This window comes from Stappia sp. TSB10P1A, assembly GCF_900185725.1.
Taxonomy (GTDB): Bacteria; Pseudomonadota; Alphaproteobacteria; order Rhizobiales; family Stappiaceae; genus Stappia.
In genome coordinates this window covers 190,520-209,815 of the sequence record NZ_FYAU01000035.1, presented here as the reverse complement: position 1 = coordinate 209,815, position 19,296 = coordinate 190,520, and the positions used below count along the sequence as shown (strand labels likewise).

Here is a 19,296-nt window from a genome sequence, read left to right as displayed (position 1 = left end):
CCCCCTCTTAGCCGGAAGCCGGAGCGCTCGCAACGGCGCCTTCCCCCTGCCGCTGGCGCACATGGCGCGAGACCAGCGTCAGCGCCAGCGCCGCCAGCAGGCAGTAGAGCGCCATGGCATAGGCCTGCAAGGAATAGGACACGCCGGCATCGATCAGATAGCCGGTGAGGCCCGGCCCCAGCGCCGAGGCGAAGACCATCATCGCCACCGTCACCGAGCGGATCGACCCGAGGTGGCGGACGCCATAAATCTCCGGCCACAGCGCGCCGAACAGCGTCGAGCTGAAGCCATAGCTGATGCCGAGCAGCGCCATGAAGCCGAAAGCCGCAAGCGGGTGCGCCACCGCGCCCAGCAGCACGCAGGCGAGCCCCAGCGGCAGCAGGAAGGTCGGCAGCAGTCGCAGCGCCGTCACCTTGTCGACGAGGTGGCCGGCCAGCAGAGCGCAACTGATGGTCATTGCCGACATGGCCATGAAGGCGGAGGCGAACAGCTCCATCGACCAGCCGCGCAGCTCCACCAGATAGACCTGGTGGAAGAAGATCGTCGTGCCGATGAAGGGCGGCGCCAGCGTGCCGGCGGAGATGATCCAGTAGGCCGGATCGCGCAGCACCTCGGCGCGGGTCCATTGCCGCTGCGCCACCGGCCGCTCGTCGGTGAGCACGGTCCCGCGCGGCACCCGCTCCACCTTCAGCAGCAGGAGCAGCGCCGGCAGCGCCACCAGCACCAGCACGGCGACACCCAGCCACCACGTGCCGCGCCAGCCGAGCAGCCCCGCCAGCGTCACGAAGACCAGCGGCAGGCTCGCCTCGCCGCACTGGATGCCGAGCGAGGCGATGGAGACCGCGCGGCCGCGCTGCGCGTCGTACCAGCGGCCCATCGCGGTCATAGCCACATGGGTCATCATGCCCTGGCCGAACAGCCGCAGCCCGTAGAGCACCACGAACAGCATGGCGACCGAGGAGACGCTGGCCATGCCGGCGGTGAACAGGGCAAGCCCCGCCACCACGCCGCCGGCGACCAGTGCCAGCGGGAAATTGTCGACCGCCTTGCCGACAAAGGTCAGCGACAGCGCCGAGCACAGCGTCGCGGCCATGTAGAGCCCGCCGAACGCGCCGTGGCTGAGGCCGAATTCGGCCCTCAGGTCGCCTGCCACCAGCGAGATGAAATAGGTCTGCCCGAAGCTGGAAAAGAAGGTCAGCAGCAGCCCGGCACTGAGCCAGCGGAGATTGTCGCGCAGGAAGATGAAGAACGGCATGGCGGCGATCCGCGGCAAAGGTGGCAGGTGAGCAGGCCGGCACGCCCGCGCCCGCGTCAGCCGGGGCCTGGCGCGAGACGAAAGGCGGTGCGACCGCAGTTCGATCAGGTGGAGCGCGGGCCGGCGGCACCGGTCGCAGGACCAGGAAAGAGCCGTCAGGATAGAGAAGTTTCTCCCCCGGCGAAAGAGAGGGCGCTTTCCGACGAGGCGCTCCGGCACAGCCGCTTCAGACCGGGCTTGCGCCTGCCGGCTGCTTCCATGCCAGGACGGTGAGGCAGGCAAGCGCGGCCAGCGCCAGCATCGCCAACCCCGAAGCGTAGAGCACCACACCCGCCACACCGGCGCCGTCCAGCACCACGGTCACCAGCAGCGGCCCCGTCGCCATCGCGATATTGCTCGGCAGCGACAGGTTGGCCGCCGCCCGCGCATAGCGGCTCGCTGAAAAGAAGCTGAGCGGCAGCAGCGCCCTTGTCAGCGCCGAAATGCCCGATCCGAACCCGTAGAACGCGATGAACAGATAGAGCAGCGAGGCCTGCCCGTCGGCGAGGAGCAACAGCACGGGAGAGCCCACCAGCAGCGCGGCGGCGACAAGGCCGGAGGTCAGCGGCGTCGCGAACCGCCCCGCCAGGACATCGGCAAGTCGCGCCGTGATGCCGAGCACCGAGCGCAGCGCGCCGAGTTCCAGGGCCAGCGCCGGCGAGGCGCCCGACATCTGCAACAGGGCAATCAGCGAAGGCGCGAGACCCGTGGTCACCAGGCTGAAGACGATGGAGACCAGCGCGATCAGCAGGAAGGCAAGACGCGCCCGCGCCTGCGTCAGCCGCAAGGGTTCCACCGCGGCCGCCGCGGCCCGTGCGGCGCCTCCGTCCTCGTCGCGCGGCGACGGCAGGGCGAAGAGATAGAGCGGGCACAGCACGAGTTGGGTACCGGCGGCCGCCAGCATCGCCATGCGCCAGCCGATCGCCCCTTCCAGCAGGCTCCACAGCGGCCAGGCGACGGCGGCCGACAGGCCGGTGAAGATCATCAGGATGCCGATGGAGCGCCGGGCGCCCGCCCCTTCCCGCTCGACCACCGCCGCATTGCACGGCACGGTCAGGCCGAGTGCGCCGCCGATCCCCATCACCAGCCAGGCGGCGTAGTAGATCAGAACGCCCTGCGCCAGGCTCATGGCGAGCAGCCCCGCCGCCATGGTCGCAGCTCCCGCCGCCAGCACCCGTGCAGCGCCATGCCGCTCGATCAGCCGTCCGGTCCAGGGGCCTGCAAAGCCGCCCAGCAGCATCATCGCCGTCAACCCGCCGAAGGCGAGCGCGTTCGACATGCCGAGCTCGGCGGCGATCTGCCGCCCCAGCACGCCGGGCATGTCGAAGGTCGTTCCCCAGCCGACGATCTGGCCGGCGGCAAGGATGGCGACCAGGCGGAGCCTGTCGAGGCGCATGATCCCTCGCGTGAGGGCTCGTGTGGCGGGAACGGCGGCAGCCCGGTCCGGGATGTCGCCGCCGGAAAAGCGGCCTAGCTGCGGTCGCGGAAGCGGTTGGTGATCGGGTAGCGGCGGTCGCGGCCGAAATTCTTGCGGGTGATCTTCACGCCCGGCGCCGACTGCCGGCGCTTGTACTCGGCGATATAGAGCAGGTGCTCGATGCGGTGGATCAGCGCGCGGTCATGGCCGCGCGCCTCGATGTCGCCGACCGACATCTCGTTCTCCACCAGGCACTCGAGGATGTCGTCGAGCACGTCATAGGGCGGCAGCGAATCCTGGTCGGTCTGGTTCTCGCGCAGTTCCGCGGTCGGCACTTTGTCGATGATGTTGACCGGGATCACCTCGCCCGCCGGCCCGAGCAGCCCGTCCGGCCGGTTGGCGTTGCGCCAGGCGGCGAGCCGGTAGACCTGCGTCTTGTAGAGATCCTTGATCGGGTTGAACCCGCCATTCATGTCGCCGTAGAGCGTCGCGTAGCCGACCGACATCTCCGACTTGTTGCCGGTGGTCGCGACCATGGCGCCGAACTTGTTGGAGATCGCCATCAGGATCGTGCCGCGCGCCCGCGACTGGAGATTTTCTTCCGTCACGCCGCTTTCGGTGCCGGCGAACAGCGCCGACAGCCCCTCGGCAAAGCCTTCCACCGCCGGGGCGATCGCCACCGTGTCGTAGCGCACGCCGAGCGCCTTCGCACAGGCCTCGGCATCCACGAGGCTCTCCGTCGAGGTGTAGCGATAGGGCAGCATCACGCAATGGACCTTGTCAGCCCCCAGCGCGTCGACGGCCATGGCCGCAACCACCGCGCTGTCGATGCCGCCGGACAGGCCCAGCACCACGCCCGGGAAGCGGTTCTTGTTCACATAGTCGCGAAAGCCGAGAACGCAGGCCTGCCAGCGCGCAGCATCGTTGTCCGGCAGCTCCGCCTTCGGCCCGCTCTCGCAGACCCAGCCGCCGTCCGCATCGCGATGCCAGTCGGTGATCGCGATCTCCTCGAGGAACTCAGCCATCTGGAAGGCAAGCCGCCGATCGGCCTGCAGCGCGAAGGACGCCCCGTCGAACACCAGTTCGTCCTGGCCGCCGAGCTGGTTGCAATAGACCAGCGGCAGGCCGGTCTCGACCACCCGCGCCACCATCACCTGCAGCCGCACATCCGGCTTGCCGGCGTGAAAGGGCGAGCCGTTCGGCACCAGCAGCAGCTCCGCGCCGGTCTCCTCGAGACACTCGCAGACCTCCTCGGTCCACGCGTCCTCGCAGATCGGCAAGCCGAGGCGGATGCCGCGAAAGCCGACCGGCCCCGGCAAGGGACCTGCCTGGAACACGCGCTTTTCGTCGAACTCGCCATAATTCGGCAGGTCATACTTGAACCGCACGCCCTCGATGCGCCCGCCGTCGACCAGCGCCACCGCATTATGCAGCTTGTCTCCCTCGCGCCAGGGCAGGCCGATGACGATGCCCGGTCCGCCGTCGGCCGTGTCCGCCACCAACTCGTCCAGCGCCGCCCGGCAGGCGGCAACGAAGGCCGGCTTCAGCACCAGATCCTCCGGCGGATAGCCAGACAGGAACAGCTCGGACAGCAGCAGCAGATCGGCTCCGCCGGCGGCGGCCTGCGCGCGGGCACGGCGCGCCAGCGCCAGGTTGCCCTCGACATCGCCGACGGTCGGGTTCATCTGCGCCACCGCCAGGCGCAGCCTGTCAGGGAGGGCCGAAGAGCCGGTTTTCGGGGAAGATTCGGTCGGGGTCGCGCTCATGCCAAACGGTGTAGCCCGGCCCTTGCGCCTGCGCAATCGGCGAGAACACACGCCGCGGCCAAGTTCGCAAGCGACCGGCAGGCTCAGAGAAAATAGGTGTTGCGCGCCGCCGGTGTCGCCAGGGCCGCTGCCGCGACGGCCGGAGACGGCCGTGCCGACGCCCGCATGCAGCCGCGCGGTGCCGGCCGCAACCGCCCGCCGCTGCGCAGGAACGGACGGTGCTCGGTCAGCACCCGCTGCAAGCGGTGGTACAGCATGGCCGGCGCCAGCGGCTTTGCCAGAAACTCGTGGATGCCAAGGTCGACCGCCTCCAGCACCACCGGCTTGCGCGCGTCGGCACTCGCCAGGATCACCGGGGTGGTCGCCACGCCCATGTCGGCGTCCGCGCGCAGGAGCGCCAGAAACTCGGCACCGCTCAACGGAGACATTACCCAGTCGCAGATGACGACGTCCGGTTTCCTGTCCACAGTTGTCGCGAACCCTTCCGCTCCATCCACCGCATCAAAGATGCGGCGCACACCGAAGCCGCCAAGGATCGCCCGAAACAGGCTGCGCATATGCGAATTGTCGTCGATGACGAGCACCGACACTGCTGAAAGATCTAAAACCATGCCGCTCGGTCCCCTCCCGATGCGCCCATACTTAAAAATATGCGAAATACGGAAAAATTTCCTTACGTAAGTTTTTCCGGTGCAACCCCGCCGTGAAATGTCCGGCGCGGCGCGCATGACCCTTACCTCAGGACATGTTTCCGAAAAACTACCAAGGGTGGGAAACGAAACCGCCGCCGGCTGCAAACCGGCGGCGGGTATCGTTACCTCGGCTTCACGGGCCGGCTACAGTCAGGCGATGGCCGCCTCGCGCTCCGGATTGCTCCGCTGATCGCGCTCCTTGCGGACGTTCTCGGCCACCATAAAGGCAAGCTCGATCGCCTGCTCGGCATTGAGCCGCGGATCGCAATAGGTGTGGTAGCGGTCGGCGAGATCCTCCGCCGTCAGCGCCCGGGCCCCGCCCGTGCACTCGGTGACGTTCTTGCCGGTCATCTCCACATGGATGCCGCCGGCATAGGTGCCTTCCGCCCGGTGCACGGCGAAGAAGGCCTCGACCTCGCGCATGATCCGCTCGAACGGCCGCGTCTTGTAGCCACCGGCGGTGACCGTGTTGCCATGCATGGGATCGCAGGACCACACCACCTTCCTGCCCTCGCGCTCGACCGCGCGCACGAGCTGCGGCAGGTGCTCGAACACCTTGTCGGCGCCGAAGCGGCAGATCAGCGTCAGCCGGCCGGCCTCGTTGGCCGGGTTCAGCATGTCGATCAGGCCCAGCAACTCGTCGGCCTTCAGGCTCGGGCCGCACTTCAGCCCGATCGGGTTCTTGATGCCGCGGAAGAACTCCACATGCGCATGGTCCGGCTGGCGGGTGCGGTCGCCGATCCACAGCATGTGGCCGGAGGTGGCGTACCAGTCGCCGGAGGTGCTGTCGACGCGGGTCATCGCCTGCTCGTAGCCGAGCAGCAGCGCCTCGTGGCTGGTGAAGAAATCCGTCGAGCGCAGTTGCGGCGCACTGTCCGGATCGATGCCGCAGGCCCGCATGAACTCCAGGCTCTCGGAGATGCGGTCGGCCAGCGCCTGATAGCGGTGGCTCTGCGGGCTGTCCTTGACGAAGGACAGCATCCAGCGGTGCACATGGTCGAGATTGGCGAAGCCGCCCTGCGCGAAGGCACGCAAGAGGTTCAGCGTCGCGGCCGACTGGCGATAGGCCATGACCTGGCGCTGCGGATCCGGCTCGCGGGTCTCCGGCGTGAAGGCGATGTCGTTGACGATGTCGCCGCGGTAGCTCGGCAGCTCCACGTCGCCCTGCTTCTCCATCGGCGCGGAGCGCGGCTTGGCGAACTGGCCGGCGATGCGGCCGACCTTCACCACCGGCTGCGCCGAGGCATAGGTGAGCACGACGGCCATCTGCAGGAAGACGCGGAAGAAGTCGCGGATATGATCCGCGTGATGCTCCGCAAAGCTCTCCGCGCAATCGCCGCCCTGCAGCAGGAAACCGCGTCCTTCGGCCACTTCGGCGAGCTGGGCCTTCAGCTTTCTCGCCTCACCTGCAAAAACGAGCGGCGGAAAGTCGGACAGGCGGCGCTCCACTTCCGCGAGCGCGTCCGCGTCGCGATACTCGGGCACCTGCACGATCGGCTTCGACCGCCAGCTATCCGGTGTCCAGTTCTGCGCCATTGCTCCAACTCCGTGTAAAAGACCTTCGGCAAGATCTTGTGCCAGCAGGCATCCGCTCCGGTTGCGTGTTTCGTTTGCCTCGTCCGTCCGCTCGCCATGCCAAACGGATGTCGCGCGGACGGCAGGTGCCGGGCGTTATACACGCGCCGGCGAGACGAGGCCACAGATAACGTCGCGGGCGCCTGCCACAACGCCGCACCGCGCTTTTGCGCATTGCCCGCGAGCGCGCGACCTGAAACTCTCTGCAAGGATCAGCAAGCCACGACCTGCCAGCCACCCGCAGGAGAGCCAGCCGGATGCCACTCGAACACGATCACTCCGCCGCCGCCATCGCGGCGCGCCTTGCCCGCGGCCCGCGCATCAGCTACCTGCGCGACTGGATCTATGGCGGCATCGACGGCGCCATCACCACCTTCGCAATCGTCGCCGGCAGCGTCGGCGCGAACCTTTCGGCCCGCGTCGTGCTGATCCTCGGCGTCGCCAACCTGATCGCCGACGGCTTCTCCATGGCCGCCGCCAACTATTCCGGGACCAAGGCCGAACACGACGACTACCGCCGGCTCAAGGCGATGGAAGAGCGCCATATCGACAAGGTGCCGGACGGCGAGCGCGAGGAAATCCGCCAGATCTTCCGCGGCAAGGGCTATGACGGCGCCGAACTGGAGCAGATGACCGAGCTCATCACCTCCCGCCGCGCCGTCTGGGTCGAGACCATGCTCGCCGAGGAACATGGCGTTTCCGGGGGCCTGCGCGATCCCTTGCGCGCCGCGCTTGCCACCTTCTCCGCCTTCGTGCTGTGCGGCGCGGTTCCGCTCGTCCCCTTCCTCGCCGGACTGGAGGCCTCCGCCACCGCCGCCGTGGTGGCGACCGGCGCGGTCTTCTTCGCCATCGGTTCGGCCAAGTCGATCTGGTCGACGCAGGGCTGGCTGCGCTCGGGCGCGGAGACGCTCGCCATCGGCCTTGGCGCTGCCGCCCTCGCCTGGGCGATCGGCTTTTTCCTGGAGCGGCTGCTGACCTGAGCGGCCCTGCGACCCGCCTCAGACGGCGATGCGGCGCAGGCCGGTCTGGGCCAGCAGCCGGTCGAACAGCCCGAGCAGGTCCGGCTCGATCTGCTGTGCGCGCGGATAGCGCGGCGCCGCCCGGTCGGCCAGCATCGGCGCGTCCCAGCCGTCCGTCGTCTCGATGAAGTGACGCACGCCCTCCTCGCCCCAGAAGGCGTGAAAGCCGGCGAGCACGCAGTCGACATAGCTCTGCAGGATCGGATGATCGTCGTCGCCGGGACGGCGGATCTCGCTGTCCGCCTCGTAGAGGAAGGCCCCCGCCGCGCCGCTCGCCCCGTCGCCGTCGCGGCGGAAGGACGGGCCGATGCCGTCGATCCGGCGATAGCGCCGCTCGCGCGCGTCGAGCTCGGCAAGCCGCTCGGCCGGCTCGCTCACCATCACGCCGCGGATCGTCGTATCCTCCGCCCGGCGCACGGTCAGCGTACACACCTTCGGCAGGTTTTCCGCCCCTACTGGGCGCCACCAGGCGCGCCACTCGCGCCGCCAGCCTGCGAGCGTTCCGGCCTCCGCCCGCGCCTGCGGACCCAGCGTCCGGGTGTTGACGAGCGATCCGTAACCGAAATACGTGATGGTCATGCGTTTCGTTCCCGTGGCGCACCGCCCCCGCGGCTCCCCCCGCGCGCCTCTCCCTTCTGCCTAAAGGATCGCCCGGCCGATGACCACCCTTCCCTATGTGCAATCCCATGGCTGGACCGACGCCGATACCGCGCGTCTGCGGATCGACACGCCGGCCGCCAGCCGGCTCGTTCATTTCAACAACGCCGGCGCCAGCCTGCCGCCCGCCCCGGTCCTTGCCGCCGTCAAGGCGCATCTCGATCTGGAGGCGGAGATCGGCGGCTATGAGGCCGCCGACCGGGCGGCGTCCATGGTCGCCGACTTCTATCCGGCCGTTGCCGCGCTGCTGGGCGCTGCCCCGCACGAGATCGCCTATGTGGAGAATGCCACCCGCGCCTGGGACATGGCCTTCTACTCGATCCCGTTCCGCCCCGGCGACCGGGTGATCACCGGCCGCGCCGAATATGTCTCCAACTATGTGGCGCTGTTGCAGATGAAGGCCCGCGCCGGCATCGAGATCGACCTGATCGACGACGATGAGACCGGCCAGATCGACCTGAAGGCGCTGGAGGCGGCGATCACCCCGAAGACCCGGCTGATCGCCCTCACCCATGTCCCGACCTTCGGCGGGCTGGTCAATCCGGCCGAGGAGGTCGGCGCCATCGCCCGCCGCCATGGGCTGCTCTATCTGCTGGATGCCTGCCAGTCCGCCGGCCAGATCGCGCTCGACGTGACGCGCATCGGCTGCCACATGCTCTCCGGCACCGGGCGCAAGTATCTGCGCGGGCCGCGCGGCACCGGCTTCCTCTATGTCTCGGATGCCGTGCTCGACCAGCTCGAGCCCGCCTTCATCGATCTGGAATCGGCCGAGTGGCTCGACGCGGCGAGCTACCGCCTCGTCGACGGCGCGCGCCGCTTCGAGAACTGGGAGCGCTATTTCGCCGGCCAGATCGGCCTCGGCGTCGCCGTGCGCTATGCGCTGGAAGTGGGCGCGCAGCGGCTGGAGGACCGCATCTGCGCCCTTGCCGCCCTGCTGCGAGAGGAACTCGTGAAGCTCCCCGGCGTCGCCGTGCATGACCGCGGCACGCGCCGCTGCGGCATCGTCACGCTGACGGTGGCGGGCGAGGCCCCGGCCGCGACGAAGGCCCGTCTCACGGCTGCCGGCATCAACACCTCCGTCTCCACGGCCTCCTCCGCGCGCATCGACCTGCCGCGTCGCGGTCTCGACGCGGTCCTGCGCGCCTCGCTGCACGCCTACAACACGGAAGTGGAGATCGAGACCCTGCTGAAGGCACTGCGGGAGGGCTGAGAAGGTCAGTCAGGGTTTACGGAGAGGTGGCGCCCAGGCCCCGGCGGACGGAGGCGCGGCTCCGACCACCCCTCCCCGCGTCCTCCTGCACGCAAGCCTCTCTTTCGTCACCCCGGCCAAGCGAAGCGCGAGCCGGGGCCGGCGAGCCGAGGGCCTGTCGGCCGCGCTCCGGAAGGACACCACTGGCGCCGTGGCTCTCCGGTCCCGGATCGTCGGCCTTCGGCCTCGTCCGGGAAGACGCAGGCGAAGGTATGTGCGACAAACGCTCGCTGAGGGTACCTCTGGTTCCCGGCTCGGCACTACGCGCCGTCCGGGAGGACGCAAGGAGAGGTTCATGCCCGCCCTCCGGCGCCGTGCTTTTGGGCCGTTCGGCATCGCGGCCGGGAATGCAAGCGCAAGGCTTACTTTCAGGCCCCGAACGCCTCAGCGTCGGCCTCTTTCAGCGAGACGGATTCGCCGCAGCCGCAGGCGGAAACCTCGTTGGGATTGCGGAACACGAAGCCGGAGCGGAACTTCGTCACCTCGTGATCCATCTCCGTGCCGAGCAGGAACAGCGCCGCCGACGGTTCGATGAAGATCCTGACGCCCTTGTCGTCGATCACGTCGTCGCCCGGCTTTGCCTCCTCGACGAGGCTCATGTCGTATTCCATGCCGGCGCAGCCGCCCTTCTTGATCCCGACGCGCAGGCCGAGAACGGGCCTGGCCGAATTGTCGATGATCTCGCGCACGCGCTCGGCGGCGGCGTCCGTCAGTTTCAGGACCTGGAATCTGGAAGCCATATCCGTTCCCCGGTTCTACTAGCGTTTGGCGGGGCCCGAAGCCTCCGCGTTAGCCGTCAATATAGGGCCGAGCGGCGCTCAATACCAGTTGAGCGCCACCTTGGCCTCTTCCGACATGCGCTCGGGCGTCCACGGCGGATCGAACACCATCTGCACGTTGACGTCGCCGACGCCCGGAACCGCGCTGACGGCGTTCTCCACCCAGCCCGGCATCTCGCCGGCGACCGGGCAGCCCGGCGCGGTCAGCGTCATGTCGATGGCGACCGAGCGGTCGTCCTCGATGTCGACCTTGTAGATCAGGCCCAGCTCATAGATATCACAGGGAATTTCCGGGTCGTAGACGGTCTTCAGCGCCCCGACGATGTCGTCGGTCAGGCGCTTCAGCTCGTCTTCGGAAAAGGCGGAGCCGGTCGCCGAAATCTCGGCCTGGGCGTCCTCGTCCTGGATCAGTTGGTCTTCGATCATCTCGCCCTCATGCGAAAAAGTCGTGGGCCTTCTGCAACGCCTCGACCAACCTGTCGACCTCGTCGAACGTGTTGTAGAGGCCGAAGCTCGCCCGGCAGGTTGAGGTCACGCCGTAGCGCGCCAGCAGTGGCTGCGCGCAGTGTGTGCCTGCCCGCACGGCGACGCCCTCGCGGTCGATGACCATCGACACGTCATGAGCATGCACCCCCTTCATCTCGAAGGCGATGATGGCGCCCTTGCCCGGCGCCTCGCCGAAGATGCGGATCGAGTTGATCTGCTTCAGCCGCTCCTGCGCATAGTCGCGCAGCGCCGCCTCATGCGCGGCGATCCGCTCGCGTCCGAGCCCGTCCATGTAGTCGAGCGCGGCGGCAAGGCCGATCGCCTGCACGATCGGCGGCGTTCCGGCCTCGAAGCGGTGCGGCGGGCTGTTGTAGGTCACCATCTCCTCGGTGACGTCGAGGATCATCTCGCCGCCGCCGTTGAACGGACGCATCCGCTCCAGGTGCTCCATCCTGCCCCACAGCACGCCGATGCCGGTCGGGCCGTAGACCTTGTGGCCGGTGAAGACGAAGAAGTCGCAGCCGAGGTCCTGCACATCGACCGGCATGTGCACCGCCGACTGGCTGCCGTCGACCAGCACCGGAATGCCGCGCGCATGGGCGATGCGGCACAGGTCACGGATCGGCACCACGGTGCCGAGCACGTTCGACATCTGGGTGATCGCCACCAGCTTGGTCTTCGGCGACAAGGCCGCCTCGAAGGCCTCAAGGTCGAACGAGCCGTCCTCGCGCACATAGACCCATTTCAGCACCGCGCCCTGCCGTTCCCGCAGGAAGTGCCAAGGCACGATGTTGGAGTGGTGCTCCATGATCGATAGCACGATCTCGTCGCCCGCCCCGATCCGCTCCACGCCGAAGGTCTGGGCGACCAGGTTGATCGCCTCGGTGGTCGAGCGGGTGAAGATCACCTCGTCCACCGACGGCGCATTGAGGAACCGGCGCACGGTCTCGCGCGCGGCCTCGAAATTCTCGGTCGCCGTGTTCGACAGGTAGTGCAGCCCGCGATGGACATTGGCGTATTCGTGCGAATACGCCTTCGTCACCGCGTCGATCACCGCCTGCGGCTTCTGGGCCGAGGCGCCATTGTCGAGATAGACGAGCGGCTTGCCATAGACCTGGCGCGACAGGATCGGAAAGTCGCGGCGCACAGCCATCACGTCATAGGGGGCGCTTGCAACGGCACCGGGATCGGGCATCGACGTCATCTGCGTTCTCCCGCTTCGCCGGGGCGCCTGCCCCGGCCTGTACGGTGCTGCCGGGGCTTTGCGCCCCGGAAGCCTTTGCGTCGGGGCCCTGTGCCCCGGAAGCACGCCGGGCCAGGGCTTACGCCCCGGCGGCCAGCCATGCGCGGATACGCTCCTCGAAGGCCTCCACGACGATCTCCTCGCCGATCTCCTCGACCGCTTCCGACAGGAAGGCGAGCACCAGCAGCGTGCGGGCCTCGGCCTCCGGAATGCCGCGCGAGCGCAGGTAGAACAGCAGATCCTCGTCGATCTGGCCACTCGTTGCGCCATGCGCGCACTGCACGTCGTCGGCGAAAATCTCCAGCTCCGGCTTCAACGACATCTCCGCGTCGTCCGACAGCAGCAGCGACTGGGTCATCATCTGGCCGTCGGTCTTCTGCGCATGCGGGCGGACGATGATCTTGCCCTGGAAGATGCCCTTGGCACCGTCTCCGACCACGGTCTTGAACAGCTCGCGGCTGTCGCAATGCGGCACCGCATGGTCCACCACCAGCGTCTGGTCGACGTGCTGGCCGGCCCGCACCATGGTGATGCCGAGCAGGTCGGCGCGCGACCCCTCGCCGGTGAAGGCGATGAAGGACTGATGCCGGGCAAAGCCCGCGCCGATGCCGGCGCCGATCAGCTTCACCTTGGTTTCGGCTCCGAGCGTCACCACGGCACTGCCGACATGGGTGGTGCCGGCCGCCTCCGCCTGCAGGCGGGCGACGGTCACCTCCGCCTCGTCGCCGGCGCGAATGTCGGTCAGCGTGTTGGAGAAGCTCCCTTCCGCCCCGCCGACGAAGGTCTCCAGCACGGTCGCCCTGGCACCCTTGGCGGCCGCCACGATCACCCGCTCGCTGGTCGAGACGGCGCTCGCCGACAGCGCGTGGACGATCTCGACCGGCTTGTCGAGCGAATTGCCTTCCGGCAGCGACAGCACGAGGCCGTCGGCGCAGAAGACGGCGTTGAGGCCCGTCGCCGCATCGCCGGCGGCGATCTGCGGCAGGCGCATCAGGCTCTCGCCCTCCTCGACAAGCGCCTCGGCGAGCGGGCACACGCGCACGCCGGCCTCGGCCAGCGCGGCAACGTCGGAGAGGCCGGCATGGAAATGGCCGTCGACGATGACGAGCCGGTAGCGGTCGGCCGCGCCATAGACGTCGTCGAGCGCGGCGAGCGCCGCCTTGGCGTCATCGTCGCTGCGGCGCGCGGCGAAGGCCGGAACGCTCTTCAGCCTCGCGCGCAAGTCGGAGTACTTCCACTCCTCGACCCGGCGATGCGGCAGCCCGCTCCTGCGGAAGGCGTCGAAGGCCGACTTGCGGATCCCGGCGACCGCCACTCCGCCCGGCAGAGCGTCGCGGTCGCGGTAATAGGCCTCGGCCAGGTCGGTTTCGGCCCTGGTCTCCAGGGTGCGTGGTTCGATGGTCATCTCGTGTTCCTGACCTCTCACGCGGCCGCGTCGACAAAGTCGGCGTAGCCCTTCTGCTCCAGTTCCAGCGCCAGCTCCGGGCCGCCGGTCTTGACGATGCGCCCCTTCGACAGGACATGCACCACGTCCGGCACGATGTGGTCGAGCAGGCGCTGGTAGTGGGTGATCACCACGAAGGAGCGATCAGGCCCGCGCAGGCGGTTGACGCCGTCCGACACCACCTTCAGCGCGTCGATGTCGAGGCCGCTATCGGTCTCGTCGAGCACGCAGAGCGAGGGCTGCAGCAGGGCCATCTGCAGGATCTCGGCGCGCTTCTTCTCGCCGCCGGAGAAGCCGACATTCAGCGGCCGCTTCAGCATGTCCATGGTGATCTGCAGTTCGGCCGACTTCTCCTTGACCCGCTTCATGAACTCGGGCGTCGACAGCTCGTCCTCGCCGCGCGCCTTGCGCTGCGCGTTGAGCGCCGTCTTCAGGAAGGTCATCGTCGCCACGCCCGGGATCTCGATCGGGTACTGGAAGGCGAGGAAGACGCCGGCGGCGGCGCGCTCGTCCGGCGCCAGGTCCAGGAGGCTCTGGCCGTTGTAGACGATGTCGCCTTCGGTCACCTCGTAGTCGTCCTTGCCGGCGAGGATATAGGACAGCGTCGACTTGCCGGAGCCGTTCGGGCCCATGATGGCGTGCACTTCTCCCGGCTTCACGACAAGGTCGATGCCGCGCAGGATCTCGGTGCCGTCTTCGGCGATGCGGGCGTGCAGGTTCTTGATCTCAAGCATTTTGGTATCCGTCGGTCTTTCAGGATGTTCGGTATGCGAGGCGGTCGGCCGGCGTTAGCCGACCGAGCCTTCGAGCGAGATGGAGATCAGCTTCTGCGCCTCGACGGCGAACTCCATCGGCAGTTGCTGGATCACGTCCTTGACGAAGCCGTTGACGATCAACGCCACCGCTTCCTCGTCGGAGAGCCCCCGCTGCTGGCAGTAGAACATCTGGTCGTCGGAGATCTTCGAGGTGGTCGCCTCGTGTTCGAACACGGCCGTCGCGTTCTTCGACTCGATATAGGGCACCGTGTGGGCGCCGCAATCCTGGCCGATCAGCAGGCTGTCGCACTGCGTGAAGTTGCGCGCGTTCGACGCCTTGCGATGCGCCGAGACGAGGCCGCGATAGGTGTTCTGCGACTTGCCGGCCGAGATGCCCTTGGAGATGATGCGGCTCGACGTGTTCTTGCCGAGATGGATCATCTTGGTGCCGCTGTCGATCTGCTGATAGCCGTTCGACACCGCGATCGAGTAGAACTCGCCGCGCGAATTGTCGCCGCGCAGGATGCAGGACGGATACTTCCAGGTGATCGCCGACCCGGTCTCGACCTGGGTCCAGGAGATCTTGGAGTTCTTGCCACGGCAATCGCCACGCTTGGTGACGAAGTTGTAGATGCCGCCCTTGCCTTCCTTGTCGCCCGGAAACCAGTTCTGGACGGTCGAATACTTGATCTCGGCATCGTCCAGGGCGATCAGCTCGACCACCGCCGCGTGCAACTGGTTCTCGTCGCGCTGCGGCGCCGTGCAGCCCTCCAGATAGGAGACATAGGCGCCCTTCTCGGCGATGATCAGCGTGCGTTCGAACTGGCCGGTGTTCTTCTCGTTGATGCGGAAATAGGTCGACAGCTCCATCGGGCAGCGCACGCCCTCCGGCACGTAGACGAACGAGCCGTCGGTGAAGACCGCCGAATTCAGCGTCGCGTAGAAGTTGTCGGTAACCGGCACCACGGAGCCGATATACTTGCGCACCAGTTCGGGGTGCTCGCGCAGCGCCTCGGAAATCGAGCAGAAGATGACGCCGGCCTTCTTCAGCTCTTCCTTGAAGGTGGTGACCACCGACACGCTGTCGAACACCGCATCCACCGCAACCCGGCTCTTCGGCTCGACGCCGGCCAGAATCTCCTGCTCGCGCAAGGGGATACCCAGCTTCTCATAGGTCCTCAGCAATTCCGGGTCGACCTCGTCGAGGCTCTTCGGCCCCGGCGCGGACTTCGGCGCGGCGTAGTAATAGATGTCGTTGAAGTCGATCTTCGGGTACTCGACGCGGGCCCAGGTCGGCTCGGTCATGGTCAGCCAGCGCCGATAGGCCTCCAGCCGCCATTCCAGCATCCACTCCGGCTCGTTCTTCTTGGCCGAGATGAAGCGGATGATGTCTTCGTTGAGTCCCTTGGGAGCCTTTTCGGACTCGATGTCGGTGATGAAACCGTACTTGTATTGATCGACGTCGATCGACCGGACACGGTCGATCGTCTCCTGAACTGCAGCCATGCGTGTCTCCATCCACTGCGGTGTCAAGGACCGCGGGTTGTCGCACTATGTGATGGGCGCGGCCGCCGGCCGCTCCCGGTCATTCTTCCGTTCTGGACGCGGCCAACGCCACGTCCGGGTCTTGCTGGACGCAGCCGAGCCGCGTCCGGGTCGTGACGGGGCGCAGGCCGCGCCCCTTATCGCTCGTGTGGTCCGGATCCCGTCAGGCGGCGCGGCCCGCGCCTGTCTGCCTGATCCGTCCCGATATCCGCCGCCATGCGGCAAGAAACATCTCGATCTCATCCGGCGCGGTGTTGCGCCCGAGGCTGACCCGGATGGCGCCGCGCGCCAGATCCCGCTCCACGCCCATCGCCGACAGCACCGGCGAGACACCGACCTTGCCGCTGGAGCAGGCGGAGCCGGACGACACCGCGATGCCCTCCAGATCGAGGGCGATCAGCGCGGTCTCCGCCGCCACGCCCGGCACCGCGAAGCAACTCGTGTTGCCGAGCCGCGGTGCGCCGGCGCCGAAAACCACTGTGTCGGCCCATATATGGCGAAGCTGCCGCTCCATGCCATCCCGAAGGGCCGTAATTTCGTCCCATCCAACCAGTTCCGCCGCCGCCAGTTCCGCCGCAAGGCCGAAACCGGCGATCGCCGCGACATTCTCCGTGCCCGCGCGGCGCCAGTTTTCCTGTCCGCCGCCGGTGAGCAAGGGGGCCGGGTGCAACCCTGCCCTGCGCACCACCAGCGCGCCCGCGCCCTGCGGGCCGCCGATCTTGTGGGCCGACAGCGCCAGGCTGTCGGCGCCCCAGGCCTCCATGTCGATGGCGATGCGGCCGGCCGCCTGCACGCCGTCCACATGCAGCACCGCGCCGCTGCCCTTGAGCGCCGACGAAATCTCGCCCAGCGGCTGCAGCACGCCGGTCTCGTTGTTGGCCGCCATCACCGCCACCAGCAGGCTCTCGCCCGCCGCCGTCAGTTCGCCGACGCGCGCGCTCAGCGCCGCGACATCGACGAGGCCCTCGCCGTCGACCGGGACGCTCTCGCGCGCCTCGGCCGGAAAGCGTCCGCCGGCCGCGACCGAGGGATGCTCGCTCGCCGCCACCAGCAGCCGGGTGAACCGCCGCTCGCCGCGCCCGTCCTTCCAGACCGGCGACAGCGCCGTCACGTTCGCCTCGGTGGCGCCGCTGGTAAAGGTGACCTGCGCGCCCGGCACGCCGCACAGCCGGGCGACCTGCGCCCGCGCCGTCTCGATCGTGCCGCGCGCCCGCCGGCCCGGCCCATGCACCGACGAGGCGTTGCCGGTCTGGGTCAGCACCCGGCAGACAAGCTCGGCCACCTGCGGGCGCAATGGCGCGCCTGCATTGTGATCGAGATAGATGCCGGCCCCTGACGTCATGACCCTCGTACCGTCTGCGCCGAAAACACGCCGCCCAAAACTGCTCCGCCGGACCGTCCGTCCGACAAAAAAACCGACCCGGCTGTCATCTTGCGCGATGCAATTCTTGCAATTCCGCGTGGAGATCGGTTTAAGACATCCCTATATACCACGCTGGCCGGACGGACAGATCGACACGACTGGTCGACCGGGCCGCCGACGTGAACCGGACGAGACGCGGCCTCCGCCGTCAACTTTCGAACGATTCTAAAGAAGTTGTAGGAACCAGGGCCAGCCGAGTCAAGTCGGACTACGCAATTGCCCTGAGCTTCGCAACCCCGCGCGGCCCGGCGAACGGCAAGAAAAGTTAAGGAACGAATGCCCCATGAACGAGGTGGTCCATGCCTGAAGTGATTTTCAACGGTCCGGCCGGCCGGATCGAAGGCCGCTTTCAGCCGGCGAAATCGCGGACGGCCCCCATCGCCCTGATCCTGCACCTGCATCCGCAGTTCGGCGGGACGATGAACAACCAGATCGTCTATCAGCTCTACTACATGTTCGCGAAGCGCGGCTTCGCCGTGCTGCGGTTCAACTTCCGCGGCGTCGGGCGCAGCCAGGGCTCCTTCGACCATGGCCAGGGCGAGCTTTCGGATGCGGCGGCCGCCCTCGACTGGGTGCAGACGGTGCATCCGGACGCGCGCTCCTGCTGGATCGCCGGCTTCTCCTTCGGCGCCTGGATCGGCATGCAGCTCCTGATGCGCCGGCCGGAGGTGGAAGGCTTCATTTCCGCCGCTCCGCCGGCCAACCTGCATGATTTCTCGTTCCTGGCCCCCTGCCCCTCCTCCGGCCTGATCGTCCATGGCGATGCCGACAAGGTGGTGCCGTCGAAGGACGTCCAGACCCTGGTCGACAAGCTCAAGACGCAGAAGGGCATCGTCATCGATCACAAGGTGATTCCGGGCGCCAACCACTTCTTCGAGAACCATATGGAAGAGCTGATGGCCGAGTGCGGCGCCTATCTCGACAAGCGCCTCGGCGTCACCAGCGAGATGGCCTGAGCCTCAAAAACAAGCCAAACCCTTGAAACGCCGGCCGCCTTGGCCGGCGTTTCGCTTTCGGGGCGCGCCCCAGAATTTGCGACGGATTTTGCAAAATCCCGTCTCAAAACGGCCGAATCTTGCGACACTCGCGCAAAGGCACAGGGCCCGGCCGGAGGGCGCCCTGTGCGCCTGTCGCCGCCGGGCCGCCGCGACGCCGCCCCGTTATCCCCCTTCCCCACGGGCAAGCGGCGCGGGTATAAGCCCCCGAACAGCCGTCGCAGCCTCCAGGAGCCGCCCATGCCCTCGCCCGCCCTCGTCTTCGATCTCGACGGCACCCTGGTCGACACCCGCCACGACCTTGCCGCCGCGGTCAACGGGGTGATGCGCGAGGAGGGCCTCGGAGAAGTCGGTCTCGATACGTTCGGACACCTCTATGGCGTCGGCGCCCGGCCGCTGCTCGCCAAGGCGCTGCTGGAGAACGGCATCGCCGACCCCGATCCGGCCGAGATCGAGCGGCTGTTTCTGCGCTTCATCGCGCTCTACCGGGCCGACATCGCCGGCCTCAGCCTGCCCTTTCCCGGCATCCTGGATCTGCTGGTCGCCTTCCGCGCCGAAGGCTGGCGGCTGGCCGTGTGCACCAACAAGTCCGAGCCGATCGCCCGCCAGCTTCTGGAGCATCTGAAAATGCTGGACCTGTTCGACGCGCTGGTCGGCGGCGACACCTTCGCGCGGTCGAAGCCCGACGCCATGCCGGTGCTCGGCGCGATCGAGCGCGCCGGCGCGCGGCTTGCCGGCTCGGTGATGATCGGCGACAGCCGGGCCGACATCGACGCAGCCCGCGCCGCCGGCATTCCGGTGGTCGCCGTCACCTTCGGCTACACCGCCGTGCCGGTGCGCGAGCTTTCGCCCGACGCGGTCATCGACCATTTCGACGAATTGCGCTCCGCCCTCGACCGGATCGGCATCGGCCTCGACCTCGCCGTCGGCTGAACCCCGAGCCCAGGACCGGGCGCC

Annotated in this window: 17 protein-coding genes; 4 read left to right on the top strand and 13 right to left on the bottom strand. The window is 67.9% G+C overall.

The features are described 5' to 3' along the window. Nucleotides 1-7: 7 nt before the first annotated feature. From TSB10P1A_RS18250 to TSB10P1A_RS18230, 5 genes are all read right to left on the bottom strand, one after another. Nucleotides 8-1,255, bottom strand: coding sequence for an MFS transporter (locus TSB10P1A_RS18250; protein WP_186389365.1), 1,248 nt, complete (start codon nucleotides 1,253-1,255; stop codon nucleotides 8-10). A gap of 226 nt (nucleotides 1,256-1,481) precedes the next feature. Continuing rightward, nucleotides 1,482-2,690 (bottom strand): MFS transporter, encoded by a 1,209-nt coding sequence (locus TSB10P1A_RS18245; RefSeq protein ID WP_186389364.1) that lies wholly within the window; start codon nucleotides 2,688-2,690, stop codon nucleotides 1,482-1,484. Nucleotides 2,691-2,764: 74 nt separating this feature from the next. Next, nucleotides 2,765-4,477, bottom strand: a complete 1,713-nt coding sequence (locus TSB10P1A_RS18240) for an NAD+ synthase (protein WP_186389363.1) — start codon at nucleotides 4,475-4,477, stop codon at nucleotides 2,765-2,767. 83 nt (nucleotides 4,478-4,560) lie between these two features. Beyond that, nucleotides 4,561-5,205, bottom strand: coding sequence for a response regulator (locus TSB10P1A_RS18235; protein WP_208987135.1), 645 nt, complete (start codon nucleotides 5,203-5,205; stop codon nucleotides 4,561-4,563). 114 nt (nucleotides 5,206-5,319) lie between these two features. Beyond that, entirely contained in the window at nucleotides 5,320-6,705 is a 1,386-nt protein-coding gene (locus TSB10P1A_RS18230) for a class II 3-deoxy-7-phosphoheptulonate synthase (RefSeq protein ID WP_186389362.1), read from the bottom strand. A 296-nt stretch (nucleotides 6,706-7,001) separates the two neighbouring features. Between TSB10P1A_RS18230 and TSB10P1A_RS18225 the strand changes: the two genes are divergently transcribed. Then, a complete protein-coding gene (locus TSB10P1A_RS18225; protein ID WP_186389361.1) occupies nucleotides 7,002-7,724 on the top strand; it encodes a VIT1/CCC1 transporter family protein in 723 nt (240 codons plus the stop codon). Between the two features lie 18 nt (nucleotides 7,725-7,742). On the opposite strand, the gene TSB10P1A_RS18220 is transcribed toward TSB10P1A_RS18225, so the two are convergent. Beyond that, nucleotides 7,743-8,342: a gamma-glutamylcyclotransferase gene (locus tag TSB10P1A_RS18220; protein ID WP_186389360.1), complete on the bottom strand. Its 600-nt coding sequence runs from the start codon at nucleotides 8,340-8,342 to the stop codon at nucleotides 7,743-7,745. 79 nt (nucleotides 8,343-8,421) lie between these two features. On the opposite strand from TSB10P1A_RS18220, the gene TSB10P1A_RS18215 reads away from it, so the two are divergent. After that, nucleotides 8,422-9,630, top strand: a complete 1,209-nt coding sequence (locus TSB10P1A_RS18215) for an aminotransferase class V-fold PLP-dependent enzyme (RefSeq protein ID WP_186389359.1) — start codon at nucleotides 8,422-8,424, stop codon at nucleotides 9,628-9,630. A gap of 407 nt (nucleotides 9,631-10,037) precedes the next feature. Here the strand turns inward: TSB10P1A_RS18215 and TSB10P1A_RS18210 are convergent, their stop codons facing one another. The 7 genes from TSB10P1A_RS18210 to TSB10P1A_RS18180 form a co-directional block, all read right to left on the bottom strand. After that, on the bottom strand, nucleotides 10,038-10,409 hold the full coding sequence (locus tag TSB10P1A_RS18210) for an iron-sulfur cluster assembly accessory protein (RefSeq protein WP_186389358.1): 372 nt from the start codon (nucleotides 10,407-10,409) through the stop codon (nucleotides 10,038-10,040). Between the two features lie 78 nt (nucleotides 10,410-10,487). Further along, a complete protein-coding gene (locus tag TSB10P1A_RS18205) occupies nucleotides 10,488-10,874 on the bottom strand; it encodes an SUF system Fe-S cluster assembly protein (RefSeq protein WP_186389357.1) in 387 nt (128 codons plus the stop codon). Between the two features lie 7 nt (nucleotides 10,875-10,881). Further along, on the bottom strand, nucleotides 10,882-12,129 hold the full coding sequence (locus TSB10P1A_RS18200) for a cysteine desulfurase (RefSeq protein WP_186389457.1): 1,248 nt from the start codon (nucleotides 12,127-12,129) through the stop codon (nucleotides 10,882-10,884). 127 nt (nucleotides 12,130-12,256) lie between these two features. After that, a complete protein-coding gene (sufD, locus tag TSB10P1A_RS18195) occupies nucleotides 12,257-13,582 on the bottom strand; it encodes a Fe-S cluster assembly protein SufD (RefSeq protein ID WP_186389356.1) in 1,326 nt (441 codons plus the stop codon). 17 nt (nucleotides 13,583-13,599) lie between these two features. After that, nucleotides 13,600-14,355, bottom strand: coding sequence for a Fe-S cluster assembly ATPase SufC (sufC, locus tag TSB10P1A_RS18190; RefSeq protein ID WP_186389355.1), 756 nt, complete (start codon nucleotides 14,353-14,355; stop codon nucleotides 13,600-13,602). A gap of 54 nt (nucleotides 14,356-14,409) precedes the next feature. Continuing rightward, a complete protein-coding gene (sufB, locus tag TSB10P1A_RS18185; protein ID WP_186389354.1) occupies nucleotides 14,410-15,882 on the bottom strand; it encodes a Fe-S cluster assembly protein SufB in 1,473 nt (490 codons plus the stop codon). A gap of 202 nt (nucleotides 15,883-16,084) precedes the next feature. Continuing rightward, nucleotides 16,085-17,263 carry a cysteine desulfurase family protein gene (locus TSB10P1A_RS18180; protein ID WP_186389353.1) on the bottom strand — a complete coding sequence of 393 codons (1,179 nt, stop codon included), beginning with the start codon at nucleotides 17,261-17,263 and terminating at the stop codon, nucleotides 16,085-16,087. Nucleotides 17,264-17,643: 380 nt separating this feature from the next. On the opposite strand from TSB10P1A_RS18180, the gene TSB10P1A_RS18175 reads away from it, so the two are divergent. Both TSB10P1A_RS18175 and TSB10P1A_RS18170 read left to right on the top strand, forming a co-directional pair. Then, nucleotides 17,644-18,300: an alpha/beta hydrolase gene (locus TSB10P1A_RS18175; protein WP_186389352.1), complete on the top strand. Its 657-nt coding sequence runs from the start codon at nucleotides 17,644-17,646 to the stop codon at nucleotides 18,298-18,300. Between the two features lie 279 nt (nucleotides 18,301-18,579). After that, a complete protein-coding gene (locus TSB10P1A_RS18170; protein WP_186389351.1) occupies nucleotides 18,580-19,272 on the top strand; it encodes an HAD-IA family hydrolase in 693 nt (230 codons plus the stop codon). Nucleotides 19,273-19,296: the final 24 nt, after the last annotated feature.